The 17004-nt window shown below is 44.9% G+C and carries 14 protein-coding genes; all 14 read left to right on the plus strand.

All coding sequences use genetic code 11. From position 1 onward, the window contains the following. The 14 genes from paaC (at position 1) to ACWQ4X_RS03340 (ending at position 17002) form a co-directional block, all read left to right on the plus strand. Positions 1-756, plus strand: a complete 756-nt coding sequence (gene paaC / locus ACWQ4X_RS03275) for a 1,2-phenylacetyl-CoA epoxidase subunit PaaC (protein ID WP_457902708.1) — start codon at positions 1-3, stop codon at positions 754-756. A 25-nt stretch (positions 757-781) separates the two neighbouring features. Next, positions 782-1282 carry a 1,2-phenylacetyl-CoA epoxidase subunit PaaD gene (gene paaD, locus ACWQ4X_RS03280; protein ID WP_100242700.1) on the plus strand — a complete coding sequence of 167 codons (501 nt, stop codon included), beginning with the start codon at positions 782-784 and terminating at the stop codon, positions 1280-1282. A 67-nt stretch (positions 1283-1349) separates the two neighbouring features. Next, complete coding sequence (paaE, locus tag ACWQ4X_RS03285; protein WP_457902709.1) at positions 1350-2408, plus strand: 1,2-phenylacetyl-CoA epoxidase subunit PaaE; 1059 nt, start codon at positions 1350-1352, stop codon at positions 2406-2408. Between the two features lie 22 nt (positions 2409-2430). After that, entirely contained in the window at positions 2431-3201 is a 771-nt protein-coding gene (locus ACWQ4X_RS03290; protein WP_044738255.1) for an enoyl-CoA hydratase-related protein, read from the plus strand. Further along, the gene (paaG, locus tag ACWQ4X_RS03295) at positions 3201-3992 is read left to right on the plus strand and encodes a 2-(1,2-epoxy-1,2-dihydrophenyl)acetyl-CoA isomerase PaaG (protein WP_457902710.1); all 792 of its coding nucleotides are present in this window, start codon (positions 3201-3203) and stop codon (positions 3990-3992) included. The genes ACWQ4X_RS03290 and paaG overlap by 1 nt, the downstream gene beginning before the upstream one ends. 3 nt (positions 3993-3995) lie before the next feature. After that, entirely contained in the window at positions 3996-5552 is a 1557-nt protein-coding gene (locus ACWQ4X_RS03300) for a 3-hydroxyacyl-CoA dehydrogenase (protein WP_457902711.1), read from the plus strand. A gap of 13 nt (positions 5553-5565) precedes the next feature. Next, entirely contained in the window at positions 5566-6777 is a 1212-nt protein-coding gene (pcaF, locus tag ACWQ4X_RS03305; RefSeq protein WP_457902712.1) for a 3-oxoadipyl-CoA thiolase, read from the plus strand. 59 nt (positions 6778-6836) lie between these two features. Continuing rightward, positions 6837-8129: a phenylacetate--CoA ligase PaaK gene (gene paaK / locus ACWQ4X_RS03310; protein WP_457902713.1), complete on the plus strand. Its 1293-nt coding sequence runs from the start codon at positions 6837-6839 to the stop codon at positions 8127-8129. 65 nt (positions 8130-8194) lie between these two features. Further along, positions 8195-9136, plus strand: a complete 942-nt coding sequence (gene paaX / locus ACWQ4X_RS03315; protein ID WP_457902714.1) for a phenylacetic acid degradation operon negative regulatory protein PaaX — start codon at positions 8195-8197, stop codon at positions 9134-9136. Positions 9137-9172: 36 nt separating this feature from the next. Continuing rightward, complete coding sequence (locus tag ACWQ4X_RS03320) at positions 9173-9775, plus strand: gamma carbonic anhydrase family protein (RefSeq protein WP_457902715.1); 603 nt, start codon at positions 9173-9175, stop codon at positions 9773-9775. Between the two features lie 212 nt (positions 9776-9987). Beyond that, a complete protein-coding gene (gene kdpA, locus ACWQ4X_RS03325; RefSeq protein ID WP_457902716.1) occupies positions 9988-11685 on the plus strand; it encodes a potassium-transporting ATPase subunit KdpA in 1698 nt (565 codons plus the stop codon). Between the two features lie 15 nt (positions 11686-11700). Then, complete coding sequence (gene kdpB / locus ACWQ4X_RS03330) at positions 11701-13710, plus strand: potassium-transporting ATPase subunit KdpB (RefSeq protein WP_457902717.1); 2010 nt, start codon at positions 11701-11703, stop codon at positions 13708-13710. Positions 13711-13719: 9 nt separating this feature from the next. Further along, positions 13720-14337: a potassium-transporting ATPase subunit KdpC gene (kdpC, locus tag ACWQ4X_RS03335; protein ID WP_457902718.1), complete on the plus strand. Its 618-nt coding sequence runs from the start codon at positions 13720-13722 to the stop codon at positions 14335-14337. A 10-nt stretch (positions 14338-14347) separates the two neighbouring features. Next, complete coding sequence (locus ACWQ4X_RS03340) at positions 14348-17002, plus strand: ATP-binding protein (protein WP_457902719.1); 2655 nt, start codon at positions 14348-14350, stop codon at positions 17000-17002. Positions 17003-17004 lie beyond the last annotated feature (2 nt).

Consider the following 17004-nt stretch of genomic DNA (forward strand, 5'->3'; position numbering starts at 1 on the left):
ATGAGTACACAAGTTTTAGCAGAATTCCTGTTACATGTGGGCGATAGCCAACTAATCCTGTCACACCGTTTAGCAGAATGGTGCGGACATGCACCAGAGCTAGAGTTAGATATTGCCTTAGCCAATATTGGTCTAGATTTGTTGGGTCAGGCACGCACAGCTTTAAGTCTTGCAGGTCAGATTGAAGGTTTAGGTCGTGATGAAGACCAACTGGCGTATTTCAGAACCGAACGCGAATATCGCAATTTATTGTTGGCTGAACAGCCGAATGGTGATTTCGCCCAAACCATCGTGCGTCAATGGTTGATGGATCACTACCATGCCTTGTTATTGGCGGCACTCACCAACAGTAGCCATGCCGATGTGTCTGCATTTGCAATGAAATCTTTAAAAGAAGTGAAATACCACTTGCGCTTCTCGACTACATGGATGGAGCGTTTGAGCTTGGGCACAGCGGAAGCGCATGAGAAAACCCAGCAAGGTGTCAATCAGTTGTGGCGTTTCACCCAAGAATTGTTCCAACTCAGCGCTGCTGAAATGCAGTTGGTGAATACAGGTCTGATTCCAAATCTTGAAATTTTAAAAGATCAATGGTTGGAGACCGTGCAATCAGAATTGTCCCGTATGCAACTTAGTCTGCCAGAAACAGGTGCATACCGTAGTGGTGCAAAACAAGGACTGCACACAGAACACTTAGGTTACATTCTGGCAGAAATGCAATATATGCAACGTTCATATCCAAATATGGCTTGGTAAGACGAAATCACAGGGAGTGAGTCGTATGAATTTAATTCGACATGTCGCAGATGAATGCTGGAGTGTTTTGGCTGAGGTCTCTGATCCTGAAATTCCAGTTTTGTCAGTACTCGACTTAGGCATGATTCGTGGCGTTGAACTCAATGACCAGAATGAAATTGTCGTGCGACTCACGCCAACCTATAGCGGTTGCCCCGCAACAGATGTGTTAACGGCAGATATTACCCAAGCCTTTGCAGCCAAAGGTTTGACACCAGTAAAAGTGGTGGTGGATCTTTCTGAAGTTTGGACCACGGATTGGATGAGTGAAGCTGGCAAAGAAAAATTGCAGCAATATGGCATTGCACCGCCGCAGGGTAATTCTCACAGTTGTGGTACGCATGTCGCTTTGACCGATGGCATTCAATGTCCGCGTTGCCACAGTCAGCACACCAAATTATTAAGTGAATTTAGTTCGACAGCATGTAAAGCCTTATATCGTTGCCAAGACTGCTTAGAACCTTTCGATTATTTCAAGTGCATTTAATTAAAGACATTTGCAAAGAACCCATGTCTCACACATTGAAAAATCGAAAAGAAAGAGGGAATTTTAGATGAGCCAATTTGTACCATTAACGATTAAATCCATTCAGCCACAAACTGAACAGGCGATTTGCATTGCATTTGATTTGGCGCCTGAGCAGTACGCTGCATTTGAATATCAACCAGGACAACACTTAACTATTCGTCATATGACGGATGAAGGTGAATTGCGTCGTTGCTACTCCATTTGTAGTGATGTGGCAGAAGACATGAGCATTGCGATTAAGAAAATTGATCAGGGTCAATTTTCTACGTGGGCGAATGATCACTTAAAAGCAGGCGATGTACTTGAAGTGATGCCACCACAAGGTGTGTTCTTCCAGAAAGCTGCGAAAGTTGGTGGACAAAATTACCTTGGTTTTGCCGCAGGTAGTGGGATTACCCCAATCTTGTCGATTGTGAAATCGGTTCTCAACCGTCAAGCGGATGCGCAGTTCACGTTGGTCTATGGCAACCGTTCTTGGAAACAAACCATGTTTGCAGAACAAATCATGGATTTAAAAGATCGTTTTAAAGAGCGTTTGCAACTGATCAATATTTTTTCTCGTGAAATGAACGACAGTGAAATTTTTAATGGTCGTATTGATGCAGAAAAATTACAGCAATTATTCAAGGCTGAATTGATTAATGCCGACACGGATCATTGTTTTGCCTGTGGTCCAGAAGAAATGATGACGGCTGTGGAAACAGTGCTGCCAGAGTTTGGCATTGAGCGCAGCAAAATTCACACTGAACGCTTTAATACAGGCACAGCACCACGCGCAACGGCACAGCAAATCGAAAGCCGCAGTGAAGAAAAGGTCAACATCATTCTCGATGGTCGTGAACTGATCATTGAAGTGTCTAAACAAGATGACAGCATTTTAGATGCAGCACTGCGTGCAGGTGCGGACTTACCGTATGCATGTAAAGGCGGTGTCTGTGCAACCTGTAAATGTAAGGTGCTTGAAGGTCAGGTCGAAATGGCGATCAACTATAGCCTTGAACAAGATGAAGTTGAGAAAGGTTATGTGTTGAGCTGTCAGGCGTTGCCAACGTCAGCCAATGTTCGTTTGAGCTTTGACGAATAAGCCTGAATCTAGGAGCGGCAAGATGGAATACATTAAAACCAGTTCTCCAAAATCGGGCGTGGTACTGATTGAACTGAATCGACCTGAAAAACGCAATGCCTTAAACAATGCCACCTTGCAAGAAATTGCCGATTGTCTGCAACAGCTTGAAGCAGATACTGCGGTGAAAGTGGTGGTAATTACCGGTAATCCACAATGTTTTGCCGCAGGTGCCGACCTAAATGAATTGTCTAAGCTAGATGTGGTCAGTATTCAGCAAGACTTACGCCCACAGTTGTGGAAACGTATTGATGAGTTTTCAAAACCGCTGATTATGGCGATCAATGGCTATGCTTTTGGTGCAGGTTTTGAACTGGCATTGCATGGCGATATCGTACTTGCGGGTGAAAATGCACAATTTGCCTTGCCTGAAATTGGTTTAGGCATGTTGCCAGGTGCAGGTGGCACACAGCGTTTAGCTCGTTTGGTCGGACAGCAATTGACGATGCGTTGGGCGATGACAGGCGAAATGATTTCTGCGCAAACAGCGCTGCAACATGGCATTACCAGCCAAGTGTGCCCAGTCGGTTTAACCGTGCAATATGCGGTGGAATTGGCAGAAAAAATTGCCAAACAAGCGCCATTGGCGATTCGTGTGATTAAGCAATCTTTAAAATCGATTCATGAAGTGACCTTAAGCCAAGGCTTAAAGCTGGAACGTCAGCATTTTGTTTGGTTGGCAGCGACGCAAGATCGTCAAGAAGGCATTAATGCATTTTTAGAGAAAAGAAAACCAGAATTTAGAGGTGTGTAATGGAATACCAAACCGTAATTGTTGAAGATAAAAATGCAGTGGGCTATTTAACCTTTAACCGTCCACAACAGCTCAACAGCTTTAATGAAACCATGCACAAAGAGGTATCAAGCGTACTCAAAGCATGGTCTAAAGACAGCGCGATTCGTGCAGTGGTGATCTCTGCTGAAGGTCGTGGTTTCTGTGCAGGTCAGGACTTAAATGATCGCGTGGTGGACCCGAATGCTGATTCACCAGATTTAGGCTTGTCGATTGAAAAATATTACAACCCGCTGATCAAACTGATTACTGAAATGCCAAAACCTGTCATTTGTGCCGTAAATGGTGTAGCTGCTGGTGCAGGTGCCAATATTGCTTTGGCATGTGACTTGGTGGTGGCTGCAAAATCGGCATCCTTTATCCAAGCATTCTGCCGTTTAGGTTTGGTGCCAGATTCAGGTGGCACATGGTTCCTGCCACGTTTGGTCGGTCGTGCTCAGGCCATGGGTTTAGCGATGTTAGGCGATAAAATTCCTGCTGAACAAGCGGTGCAATTGGGCATGATTTGGCAAGTGGTTGAAGATGATGCCTTGAAAGCTGAATCACAAAAACTGGCTGAACATTTGGCGAAGCAACCGACTTATGGCCTATCCCTAATTAAGAAAGCCATTCATGCCGCTGCACATAATAATCTGGATGATCAGTTGATTCTAGAACGTGATTTACAGCGTTTGGCAGGTCGTTCAAGCGATTACCGTGAAGGCGTACAAGCCTTTATGCAAAAGCGTACCCCAGAATATAAAGGTTGCTAAAACATGGAAAAGATCAATTTACAGCAGGCGCCCGTCGCTGTAATTGGTGCAGGTACCATGGGAATTGGTATCGCCCAATTGGCTGCGATGCATGGACATCCAACCTTTGTGTATGATGTCGATGCCAGCAAAACTGAAGCTGCCTTACAGCAACTTGCGGCACAACTCACAAAGCGTGTGCAAGCAGGAAAAATGACGCAGGAACTATATGACAGTACCTTTGCCAATTTAAGTGTTGAGCATGAGTTAGCGCAGTTAGCACCTGCACAACTGATTATTGAAGCGATTGTTGAAAAGAAAGAAGTGAAGCAAAGCTTGTTTCAACAGTTGGCTGCCGTGTGTTCTGAAGATGCGATTTTTGCATCGAATACCTCTTCAATTTCAATTACAGCCATTGCTGCTGCGATTCCACATCCAGAGCGGGTGGTCGGGTTACATTTCTTTAACCCAGCACCGGTAATGAAACTGGTGGAAATTATCCGTGGTTTAAAAAGTTCAGTCGCAATTGCAGATGCTTTGCTTGAACTGATGAAGTCATGGAAAAAAGTGCCTGTCTTGGCAAAATCCACCCCTGGTTTTATCGTGAATCGTGTGGCCCGCCCATACTATGCGGAAGCTTTCCGTGCACTACAGGAAAATGTTACACGTCCTGAAGAACTCGATTTTATTCTGCGTGAATGTGGTCGCTTTGCCATGGGACCGTGTGAATTGACTGATTTGATCGGTCAGGATGTGAATTTCTCGGTCACGCAAAGTGTCTATCAAGAATTTTTTTATGAGCCGCGTTATCGTCCATCGTTGATTCAAAAAGAATTGGTGGATGCTGGCTGTTTCGGTCGTAAAACTAAACAAGGTTTTTACGATTATGCGCAAGCAACGCCAACACCACAGTATGAATTACCAGTACGTTATGTCAAATCTGTTGAGAAATTGGCGGTCACCGTGAAAGGTGATTGGAAACATTCTTCTGGTTTAATTCAGCGTTTGGCACATGCCTCGCATCTTGAAGTGAAGTTTGTAGAAGGTGCACAGGATGAAATCTTGATTGGCGATGTATCGCTTCGTCTTTCATCGGGTGAGTCGGTCGATCTGGATTATGTTAATCAGAAAGTGGTATTGATGGACTGGCATGCGGACTGGGTACAAGCCAAAGCGATTCCAGTCGTGGCTTCAGCAGCATGTTCGGAAGCAGATCAGTTGGTTGTGGATAATTTGTTCATTGGCATGCACGTGATACCGTTGTGGACTCAGGATCATGCAGGACTTTATGTGTTACGAACCATTTCAATGTTGGTGAATGAAGCTTGTGAAGCGGTGCTACATGGCATTGCGTCGGAGCAAGATATTGATTCTGCAATGAAATATGGTGTGAACTATCCGCAAGGTCCGTTCCAGTGGGCGGAAAAAATAGGATACAACACTATTTCACAAATTCTTAAAAATCTGTATCGTGTTTATGGTGAAGAACGCTACAGACCAAGTATATATTTAGCGAAGAAAGCTGCACGAGGACAGGTGCAAAACAGCCCGCAATCACAACAATTTCTTATTGCCGGCTAAAGGAAGAAGACAAATGGAACAGGTTTATATTTTAGATGGCATTCGCACCCCAATTGGTCGCTATGCTGGTGGTTTAAGTGGTATTCGTGCCGATGACTTGGCGGCATTACCGATTCAGTATTTGAAAAATCAACATCCACATTTGCCTTGGAATGAATTGGATGAAGTGATTTTAGGTTGTGCCAACCAAGCAGGTGAAGACAACCGTAACGTGGCACGTATGGCATCGTTATTGGCAGGTTTACCTGATTCAGTCCCTGCCATTACCGTGAACCGTTTATGTGCTTCAGGTTTGGATGCCGTCGGACTTGCAGCACGTGCGATTAAATCGGGCGAAGTGCAGTTTGTATTGGCGGGCGGCGTCGAGTCAATGAGCCGTGCACCATTTGTACAATCGAAAGCAACCACAGCTTTTAGCCGTACACCTGAAATATTTGATACCACCATTGGCTGGCGCTTCATCAATCCAAAATTCAAAGCCAATTTTGGTGTGGATAGCATGCCTGAAACGGCTGAACACGTAGCTGAGAAATATCAAATTAGCCGTGATGACCAAGATTTGTTTGCATACCGCAGTCAGCAAAAAACAGCAGTCGCACAGCAAAATGGCGTACTTGCAGAAGAAATTTTGCCAGTGACCATTCAAGACCGTAAGAAAAACAGCATTACGATTGATACCGATGAACATCCGCGTGCAGACACCACCGTTGATGCCTTGGCAGCTTTGAAAGCGCCTTTCCGTAAAGAAGGTGGTTCTGTGACTGCGGGCAATGCTTCTGGTGTCAACGATGGCGCGGCATGTATGTTATTGGGTAGCCCAGAGTTTGCAAGCAAGCATGGTTTAAAACCGCTGGCAAAAGTGGTGGCAATTGCGCAAGCGGGTGTTGAAGCCAAATACATGGGTATTGGTCCTGTGCCAGCGGTACAAAAAGTATTGAAGCAAACAGGCTTAACGCTTGATCAAATGGATGTGATTGAACTGAATGAAGCCTTTGCTGCGCAGTCGCTTGCGGTGATGCGTGAACTCGGTTTGCAAGATGATGATCACCGTGTCAACCCAAATGGTGGTGCCATTGCACTGGGTCATCCATTGGGCATGAGTGGTACACGTTTGGTGATTACCGCCATGAAAGAATTGAAGCGTCGCAATGGAAAATACGCGCTCTGCACCATGTGTGTTGGTGTAGGACAAGGTGTCGCACTGATTATAGAAAATGTGGACTAAGGAAATAGTCTAGAACGGAATAACCCGCAGTCAGGATGACTGCACTAGGAGTACAGAATATGAATAACAATGCAATGGAAAAGATTGAAACGGTTTCAGTGGACGAGTTACGTAGTGTGCAATTGGAGCGCATGAAAAAGACACTGCAACACGCCTATCAAAATAGCCCAGTGTATAAGCAAAAATTTGATGAAGCAGGTGTGCATCCTGATGATTTCAAATCTTTAGAAGACTTGGCAAAGTTTCCGTTTACCACCAAAAAAGATTTACGTGATAACTATCCGTTTGGCATGTTTGCTGTGCCACAGGAACAAATTATCCGTATTCATGCTTCATCAGGTACCACAGGTCAGCCGACCGTGGTCGGTTATACCCAAAACGATATTAATGTTTGGTCAGATGTGGTGGCACGTTCACTACGTGCCGCGGGCTTGTCGAACAAAGATACCATTCAAGTATCTTATGGCTACGGTCTGTTTACAGGCGGTTTAGGTGCACATTATGGCGTAGAACGTTTAGGCGCAACCGTGATTCCTATGTCAGGTGGTCAAACTGAGCGTCAAGCACAACTGATTCATGACTTTAAGCCGACGGCATTAATGGTGACACCATCGTATTGCTTAAACATTATTGAAGCGCTAGAAAAGAAATTCGGTACCGCAAAAGACTGTTCAATCAAAATGGGGATCTTTGGTGCAGAGCCATGGACCAACGAAATGCGTCGTGAGATTGAAGATCGCCTAGGCATTGATGCTTTGGACATCTATGGCTTATCTGAAGTGATGGGTCCAGGCGTTGCGATGGAGTGTCTTGAAAGCAAAGACGGTCCAACCATTTGGGAAGATCATTTCTATCCAGAAATCATTAATCCTGAAACAGGTGAAGTCTTGCCAGATGGTGAGTTGGGTGAGTTGGTATTCACCACGATTACCAAAGAAGGCATGCCTGTGATTCGTTATCGTACCCGTGACTTGACTCGTTTATTGCCAGGTACTGCGCGTACTATGCGCCGTATGGATAAAATTGTCGGTCGTAGCGATGACATGATGATTATTCGTGGTGTAAATGTGTTCCCATCGCAAATTGAAGAACAGATTTTGCATATTCCACAATTGGTGCCGAACTACCAAATTCAAATTTGCAAACAAGGACACTTGGATACTTTGCATATTCGTGCTGAAATGCGCAAAGATGTGAGTGAAACGTTAACTCCGCAAATTGCAGCCTTATTGAAAACCCAGATCAAAACCATGGTCGGTATTTCAGTGATGGTTGAAATTTTACCAGAAGGCAGCCTGCCACGTTCTGAGGGGAAAGCACAACGCGTCTTTGATATTCGAAAATCGGCATAAGTTTTAGTTGAATGATAGATCACATGATTTATCATTCTGATCTGACAAGGTAATAGTTGAACGCAATGAATCTCAAATTAAAACAAGTTATTGATGATTTCATTAACAACGAAGCACTGAGTGGCACCTCGCTGATTATGACCATCTTTGGTGACTGTATTTATCACCGTGGTGGCATTATCAGTCTTGCCAGTTTAATTCAGTTAATGGATGTGTTTGGTTTTAACGAGCGTTCGGTTCGTACAGCCGTATTCCGCCTTGTCCAGAATGGTTGGCTGATTTCCGAGAAAATCGGACGGACCAGTTACTACCGTGTCACGGAAAGCAGTCGCCAACGTTTTATTATGGCAGACCAGAAAATTTACAGTTTCACGCAACAAGAGTGGGACCAAAAATGGGATCTGGTGTTGCTCAGTTCGGTGGAACTGGAAAATAAAGTCACCTTGAAAAAAGAGCTGGAGTGGCTCGGTTTTGCCAATATTGCCACCAATGTCATGGCGTATCCGGGCTGTGACCATCTCAAACTGCAAAACCTGTTATTGGGTTTAAAGATGACTGACCAAGTGGTGATCTTTAAAGCCGAAGCTTTGCAAATCTGGCAAGAATCTTACCCAACGGTCAAACGCATGGTCGAAGTGAACTGGCCTGTGCAAGAGCTGCATCAGCGTTATGAAAAATTCATCACTGATTTCAGAGAATTCTTCAATCTGGTGGACAGCGATGAAGAACTCAATCCGATGCAAGCGTTTCAGATTCGTATTTTATTGATTCATCAATATCGTCGAATTTTACTCAAAGATCCGAATTTACCTTTTGAATTATTGCCATCTAACTGGCTGTCGCTGAATTCACGCAATTTGAGCAGTAATCTCTATCAAACCGTGGTGTTAGCAGGCGATGAATTCTTTATGGACATTGCGCGTACTTCAGAGGGTTCAATGCCCCCTGCACATCCGCAATTCTATAAGCGTTTTGGTGGCTTAAAGCAGGAAGAGCCGAGCTACTAAGCAGATAAAATAGACTCACAGTTTAAGGAATAAACTATGCCGTGTTATGCCATTGATGGTGTCATTCCCGTGGTCAGTCCCAAAGCTTTTGTGCATCCGACTGCGGTGCTAATTGGCGATGTCATTGTTGAAGATGGGGCGTATATTGGTCCGTTCGCAGCTTTACGTGCAGACTTTGGCGGTATTCATATTCATCAAAATGCCAACGTGCAAGATTCCTGCATCATTCATGGTTTTCCGAATAATGTCACCGTGGTGGAAGAGTTTGGGCATATTGGACATGGTGCAATTTTGCATGGTTGCCGTATTGGTAAAAATGCCTTGATTGGCATGAACAGTGTGATTTTGGATGAGGCTGTGATTGGTGAAAATACCATTGTCGGTGCCAATAGTACCGTTAAAGCCAAAGCCGAAATTCCAGCCAATTCGATGGTGGTCGGGAGTCCTGCTCGCGTGATTCGTACACTCACTGAAAAAGAAATTGCATGGAAATTCAAAGGCACACAGCAATATATGGATTTAACCGCACGTAGTCTGAGCACAATGCAAGAAGTTGAACCTTTAACCGAAAATACGGCTGAGCGTTTAACCCATACCCATTTTAATTCTGATCATGTGATCAAGAGTCACGCCAGTTAAAAATATAGTGCATCAGAAGAGTAAGACCGTTCTGATGTGCTGACCCTCTACCAAGCAAAGATCATGCTGTTCATTTCCATAAATCCTATCCTCTAGCTGACTTTCACTTATAAAAATTAACGCAAAATTTACGCAGACCTCCGTTTTGCATATAGAGAATTTACGCACCTGATTTCCATACTAATGCTGACCTATTTTCGATGGCATTTGTTATGTGGGAATTTATTTCCGTATTTATTCTGGCGCTGCTTTTGGCTTATCCGCTTGGATGCTATTTGGCCAATATCATGCAAGCCAAACCCATGAAAAGCGATGTGCTATTCAACTGGATTGAACGTCCTATTTATGCTGCCTTGCATATTCGTGCGCAAGGCATGACGTGCCGACAGTATTTAACAGCGTTTGTCTGTACCAATATTCTGCTGTTAATCACGAGTATTGCTGTGCTGATGACCCAAGCATGGCTGCCATTTAATCCCGATCATATTCCAAATATGCAGTGGGATCTGGCGTTGCATACCGCTATTTCATTTTTGACCAATACCAACCAGCAACATTATTCGGGACAAGCTCAATTGTCGTATTTATCGCAAATGACTGTGATTGTTGGTCTGCAATATTTATCGCCGCTGTTGGGGCTAGCCATGCTGGTGGCGATGTTAAGAGCGTTGTTTTTACAACCCAAGACTCAGACAGTACAAGGCAAAACTACATGGGACAAGATTAACTTGGGGAATTTTTGGATGGACATCATCCGTCCCTTGTTGCGCTTTTTTATCCCTTTGGCGATGCTATTTTCTTTGTTGTTCACCTTTCAAGGTGTGCCTTCTACACTGTCATCAGGTCCAACGGTACAGGTACTCGATCAACAAGCTGAAGTTCAAACCCAGCATATTCCCTTAGGCCCAGTTGCGCCAATGGTGGCGATTAAACAGCTGGGCAGTAATGGCGGGGGCTGGTACGGACCGAACAGCAGTGTACCGCTAGAGAATCCAACACCATTTTCCAATGTCTTAGAAATGCTGGCCATTTTACTGATTCCATTGTCAGTCATATTTATGCTGGGGCGTTTTATTCAGCGTCCAGCATTAATGTGGATGATCTTTGGCAGCATGTTATTGATGTCATTGAGCTCAACCGCGCTCAGCTTTTGGACCGAACAATCTTCCTTAGCTGCCAATACAGCTTTGATGGAAGGTAAAGAAATGCGCTTTGGGGCAGAAGCCTCGGCATTGTGGGCAAGTTTGACCACGCAAGTGAATAATGGTTCGGTCAATATGATGCATGATTCTGCTTCCCCACTGACAGGGTTGGTTGCACTGTGCAATATGCTGATTAACGCCATTTGGGGTGGCATTGGCTGTGGGCTATTACAGTTCTTTATCTATCTGTTTTTAGCTGTGTTTATCGCGGGATTAATGACAGGGCGTACCCCAGAGCTGTTTGGTCGAAAAATTGAAGTGACTGAAATTAAGCTTTTGGCTTTGGTCATTCTGTTGCAGCCTGTGGTGATTTTAGGTTTAACCGCCATTGCGATTGCATTTCCTGCACTGACAGGAAACTCCAACCCTGCATTTCATGGCATTAGTCAGGTGTTTTACGAGTATGTCTCCGCCTATGCCAATAATGGCTCAGGTTTTGAAGGGCTGGGCGATAACACGGTGTGGTGGAATTTAAGTGCCAGTGTCGCTTTGTTGGCAGGGCGCTATAGCGTACTGATTATTCCAGTCCTGATTGCAGTGAGCTTGGCAACTAAACCTCAAGCACTCGCAGGTAAAGGTTCACTTCAAGTCGAGTCGGTGACTTTTGCACTGACCATGGTCGGTATTGTGCTGATTCTGACAATTTTGCAATTTATGCCTGTATTGGTTTTAGGACCCATTACGGACTATTTGATGATTCAAAATTAAGGTGGAGCAACTACAATGCAACATTCCAATGCGACACAACTTGATATTTTAAATAAAGAAATTGTTCAGCAAACTTTTTATAAATTGCTCCCACAGTATGCATTTAAAAATCCTGTCATGGCATGCGTATGGTTAGGAACACTGTTCAGTTTTATTGCAACGGTGTTGGGAACCACCAGTTTGGTTTTTGGCTTGCTCATCAGCCTGATTCTGTTCATGACGGTACTGTTTGCCAACTATGCCGAAGCCGTGGCAGAAGCCAAAGGACGTGGACAGGCCGCATCCTTACGTCAGGCACGTGAAAACTTGATGGCGAACCGCGTGGCAAATCCAAATGCTGAAGCTGAAGTGGTCTCTGCCAATCTGTTAAAAAAAGATGATTTGGTTGTGGTTCATGCAGGTGAAATTATTCCTGCGGATGGCGAAATTATTCAGGGTTTTGCCACCATTAACGAATCTGCGGTTACAGGTGAGTCTGCACCCGTATTACGTGAAGCGCATACGGATCGTTCAGGGGTCATAGGCGGAACCAAAGTCTTGTCAGATCGCATTATTCTGCGCGTTAGTAGTGAAGCAGGACATAGCTTTTTAGACCGCATGATTGCCTTGGTTGAAGGCGCAAACCGTCAAAAAACACCGAATGAAATTGCCCTCAGTATTTTACTGAATATTATGACCATCACCTTTGTGGTGGTGGTGGCGACCTTGCCATTTATTGGCGCGATGGTAGGCATTAAAATCAGTCTGGTGTTGCTGGTGGCACTGTTGGTGTGTCTGATTCCAACGACCATTGGCGGCTTGTTACCTGCAATTGGGATTGCAGGCATGAACCGAGCCTTAAAAGCCAACGTCTTGGCAAAATCGGGGAAGGCGGTCGAAGTTGCAGGTGATATTGACGTGCTATTGCTGGATAAAACAGGCACCATCACCTATGGTGATCGCCAAGCCACAGCTTTTCATACGGTACTGGGTGTTTCCATGCCACAGTTACGCCAAGCTGCGTTGCTATCTTCTTTGGCAGACCCGACACCTGAGGGCAAGTCAATTGTGAATTTGACTCAGCAACAAGGGGAATCTGCTTCGTCCGATCTTCAAATGGAATTCATTCCTTTTAGTGCCCAGACCCGTATTTCAGGGGTAGATTTGGCAGATCAGCGTCAAATTCGTAAGGGTTCTTATGATGCGATTTTACAGCTTCCACATCAAAACTCATCGGTACAGGCCGAGTTAAAACAGATTGTGGAAAACATTGCCCGTCAAGGTAAGACGCCTTTGGTGGTCATGGATCAGCAGCTACTTTTAGGGGTAATTGAACTATCCGATGTGATCAAGCAGGGGATTAAAGAACGTTTTGCCTTGTTACGCGAAATGGGCATTAAAACCATTATGGTCACAGGGGATAATCCGCTAACCGCTGCTGCGATTGCTGCCGAAGCAGGGGTAGATGATTACATTGCAGAAGCCAAACCCGAAGATAAACTGGATTGTATTCGCAAGGAACAGGCTGCGGGTAAATTGGTGGCGATGGTTGGGGATGGTACCAATGATGCACCTGCATTGGCACAGGCAGATATTGGTTTGGCCATGAACTCGGGCACGCAAGCGGCAAAAGAGGCGGGCAATATGGTGGACTTGGACTCTGATCCGACCAAGCTGCTGGATGTGGTTGAAATTGGTAAACAACAATTGATTACCCGTGGCGCACTGACCACCTTTTCATTGGCCAATGATGTCTCGAAATACTTTGTGATTTTACCTGCATTGTTTGCCGTGGTGATTCCACAATTAGAGGTACTGAACGTGCTCCGTCTGGGCAGTCCGCAAAGTGCCATTATCTCTGCGTTAATTTTTAATGCCTTGATTATTCCAATGCTGATTCCACTGGCATTAAAAGGGGTGCAATTCAAACCTGCTAGCGCCTTGCAACTACTACGCCGTAATATGCTGGTGTATGGCGTGGGTGGTGTGATCTTTCCTTTTGTGGTCATCAAGTTGATTGATCTTGTTGTGTCATTGTGGATTTAGGAGCTGAACATGAATACCTTACTCGAACTTCCCTTATCTCATCAGCCACAGTCTGTATTGCGTCCGACTATCGGTTTAATCTTAGTGGGATTTTTGATCGCAGGGATTGGCTATTGCAGTGTCAGTGTTTCTTTGGCGCAGTGGCTGTTCCCCGTACAGGCGAATGGGAGCATGCTTGAGCAAAATGGTAAAATGATAGGCTCACGACTGGTTGGGCAGCAATTTGTTAGTCCGCAGTATTTCCATACGCGCCCGAGTGCGGTGAATTATAATGTCGAGGCGATGGCGGGCAGTAATCTGGCGGTTTCCAATCCAGCTTTAAAACAATCGATTCATGATAGAACCATGTTGTTTGCACAACAGAATCAGGTTTCTATACAAGATGTCCCTTTAGAGATGAGAACCGCTTCTGGTAGCGGTATTGACCCTGATATTTCACCTAAAAGTGCCTTGTTACAGGTCAACCGTATTGCCCAGCAGCGTCAGTTAGCTGTACAAGAAGTTCAGGCTTTGGTTCAACAGCATATACAAACACCACAGTTCGGAGTGTATGGGCAAGCCCGAGTTAATGTTCTGGAGCTGAATTTGGCTTTAGATCAGTTATCTTCTAAAACAATAACAGAGTAGCGCGTACCTTATGCAGATCGACCGTAACAGCAAAGCAGATGCATGGTTGGCTCACAGTCAGCGTGAGCAATCGGGGCGTTTAACCATTTTTCTGGGGGCAGCACCAGGTGTAGGAAAAACTTATGCCATGCTGAGCCGTGCCCATGAGTTGATGCAACAGGGGCATCAGGTGGTGGTAGGCGTGGTGGAAACTCACGGTCGGTCTGAAACAGAGCGTTTAATTCATGGATTAAATGTTATTCCGAAAAAGCAGGTGAGCTATCAAGATTGTAGCTTAGAAGAAATGGATCTGGATTACCTCTTGCAGCTCAAGCCTGACATTGTGCTGGTGGATGAACTGGCGCACCGTAACATTCCCAACAGTCGACACGAATTTCGCTGGCAAGATGTGAATGAGTTGCTCGATGCAGGCATTAATGTCTACAGCACCTTGAATATCCAACATTTGGAAAGTTTGAATGATGTGGTCTATCAAATTACAGGCAATCGGGTACGTGAAACAGTGCCCGATGCGTTACTAAAGCGCCTGAAAGATATTCGTTTGGTCGACTTACCTGTGCCTGAATTGCTGGAACGCATGCATCAGGGCAAAATTTATCTGCCTGATGTTGCACCGCAAGCCTTACAAAGATTTTTTAAACCCGCACACCTAACGGCTTTACGTGATTTAGCCATACAAACCGTGGCGGGGCAGGTCGAATTAGACTACCGTGAAAAGTTTATTGCACAAGGGCAAATTGTTCCGATACAAAATCATGTGCTGTTAGCGATTGATGGTTCGGAGTACTCGGAAGATTTGGTGCGCCGTGCCCATCGCATTGCCGAGCGTCGCAATGCCAGTTGGAGTGTGATTTCCATTCAAAAAAGCCAAGCGGAATCATTACAGACACTGGCGGTGACCAAAGCCTTTCATTTGGCGCGCAAACTGGGTGCAGAAACCCATTTGTTATATAGCAATCATATTGCGACTGCCATTTTACAAGCGGCTTATGATCATGGGGCATCAAATATTTTATTGGGAAAAAGTCCACAAAAGTCGCTGTGGCAACGTCTATTTTCAGACCATATTGCCGATCAACTGTTAGAACAACAGCACCCTTTTGAAATTACCTTTGTACAGCCGTTAAAGGAAAAAAATGTCGCAACAACCCGACAAACTTCGGCGGCGACATCATCTTTATTTGGACAAACAGAGTCGGATAATGTCAAAGAAATCCGCGAAAGTGTGTTGATTGTGCTGGCGGGTTTTGTGGCTGCCATGATCAGTGATCATTTTATTGGCTATACCGATTTGGCGCTGATTTTTATTGTGACTGTGTTGTTGGTGGCAATGCGTACGCGCATGCTGATTACCAGTATTAGTGTGTTTTGCTGTTTTCTTTTATATAACTACTTCTTTATTGAGCCGCGTTATACCTTTAGCATCAGTGCCGAGCGCGGGGTCATTACCATTATGACCTTTATGATTACTGCACTGCTGGTCGGGCGTTTAGCCAACCGTTTAAGGGTGCAGGTGTTAAATTTACGTGCTGCAAATTCACTATCACTCCAGTTGCAAGAATTGGAGCGTAAGCTGTCGAGTTGTGTCGATATTCCTCAAGTACTGAATATTGCCAAACAGCATCTGGAACATGTCTTGAATGCGCAAATATGGCTGAAAATAGGCACAGTAGAAACGGAACGACTGTCCAGCCTGAATGAAAAAGACCTAATCGCAGCAGAATGGACTTTAAAAAATGGCAAATCTTGCGGGCGTTTTACCCAGACCTTAAGTCAATCGGAATGGTGGCTGAATCCCTGTCTGGTGGGAGATGAGCGCGGAGTCATCGCCATTCGTTTTTATCAGAACATCGCCATGATCAGCTATGAACAACAACGTTTGGTTGAACTCATGATTGAGGACATTGCGCAAACCGCCGCACGGATTCAGCTTTCACAACAACTGGAAAACTCGCGTGTAGTCGCCGAAACCGAGAAATTACGCTCGGCTTTGTTGTCTTCAGTTTCACACGATTTACGTTCGCCCTTGGCTGCAATGATTGGTTCGGCAGACAGCTTAAAATATTATGGCGAGCAGATGTCAGAACAAGATCGGCTGAGTCTACTCGACACCATACACATAGAAGGTGAGCGCCTAGACCGTTATATCCAGAACTTGTTAGACATGACCCGTTTGGGACATCAGGGTTTAACACTGGCAAGAGCTTGGATTTCAGTTGAAGAATTGATTGGTTCGGCGACTCAGCGTTTAAAACGCTATCAACCGCATATCCATATCGAAATGGACTTACCATCCGATTTACCTGACTTATATGTGCATCCTGCATTAATTGAACAAGCGCTTTTTAATGTACTGGAAAATGCCGCCAAATTTTCTCCTGAAGAAGTACCTATCTCAGTTGCCATTCAACAATTTGACGATGTACTACAAATTGATATTGCCGATCAGGGCGTGGGGATTCCTGAAGTGGAGCGTGAGCAGATTTTTGATATGTTCTATACCATGCAACGTGGCGATCGTGGCAAAACAGGCACAGGCTTGGGCTTAACTATTGTGAAAGCCATTATTGGCGCACATATGGGCAGCATTGAAGCCTTGGCGGGCAGCTATGGTCAAGGCACCTTAATTCGCATACGATTACCCATTCAACAGGAGCAACCCTAAGA

This window comes from Acinetobacter sp. NigerLNRRAM0016, from assembly GCF_054112845.1.

Bases quoted from the DNA above. Each gene is read 5' to 3' on its own strand.
- paaC (WP_457902708.1), top strand. From the start codon at position 1: ATGAGTACACAAGTTTTAGCAGAATTCCTGTTACATGTGGGCGATAGC.
- paaD (WP_100242700.1), top strand. From the start codon at position 782: ATGAATTTAATTCGACATGTCGCAGATGAATGCTGGAGTGTTTTGGCT.
- paaE (WP_457902709.1), top strand. From the start codon at position 1,350: ATGAGCCAATTTGTACCATTAACGATTAAATCCATTCAGCCACAAACT.
- ACWQ4X_RS03290 (WP_044738255.1), top strand. From the start codon at position 2,431: ATGGAATACATTAAAACCAGTTCTCCAAAATCGGGCGTGGTACTGATT.
- paaG (WP_457902710.1), top strand. From the start codon at position 3,201: ATGGAATACCAAACCGTAATTGTTGAAGATAAAAATGCAGTGGGCTAT.
- ACWQ4X_RS03300 (WP_457902711.1), top strand. From the start codon at position 3,996: ATGGAAAAGATCAATTTACAGCAGGCGCCCGTCGCTGTAATTGGTGCA.
- pcaF (WP_457902712.1), top strand. From the start codon at position 5,566: ATGGAACAGGTTTATATTTTAGATGGCATTCGCACCCCAATTGGTCGC.
- paaK (WP_457902713.1), top strand. From the start codon at position 6,837: ATGAATAACAATGCAATGGAAAAGATTGAAACGGTTTCAGTGGACGAG.
- paaX (WP_457902714.1), top strand. From the start codon at position 8,195: ATGAATCTCAAATTAAAACAAGTTATTGATGATTTCATTAACAACGAA.
- ACWQ4X_RS03320 (WP_457902715.1), top strand. From the start codon at position 9,173: ATGCCGTGTTATGCCATTGATGGTGTCATTCCCGTGGTCAGTCCCAAA.
- kdpA (WP_457902716.1), top strand. From the start codon at position 9,988: ATGTGGGAATTTATTTCCGTATTTATTCTGGCGCTGCTTTTGGCTTAT.
- kdpB (WP_457902717.1), top strand. From the start codon at position 11,701: ATGCAACATTCCAATGCGACACAACTTGATATTTTAAATAAAGAAATT.
- kdpC (WP_457902718.1), top strand. From the start codon at position 13,720: ATGAATACCTTACTCGAACTTCCCTTATCTCATCAGCCACAGTCTGTA.
- ACWQ4X_RS03340 (WP_457902719.1), top strand. From the start codon at position 14,348: ATGCAGATCGACCGTAACAGCAAAGCAGATGCATGGTTGGCTCACAGT.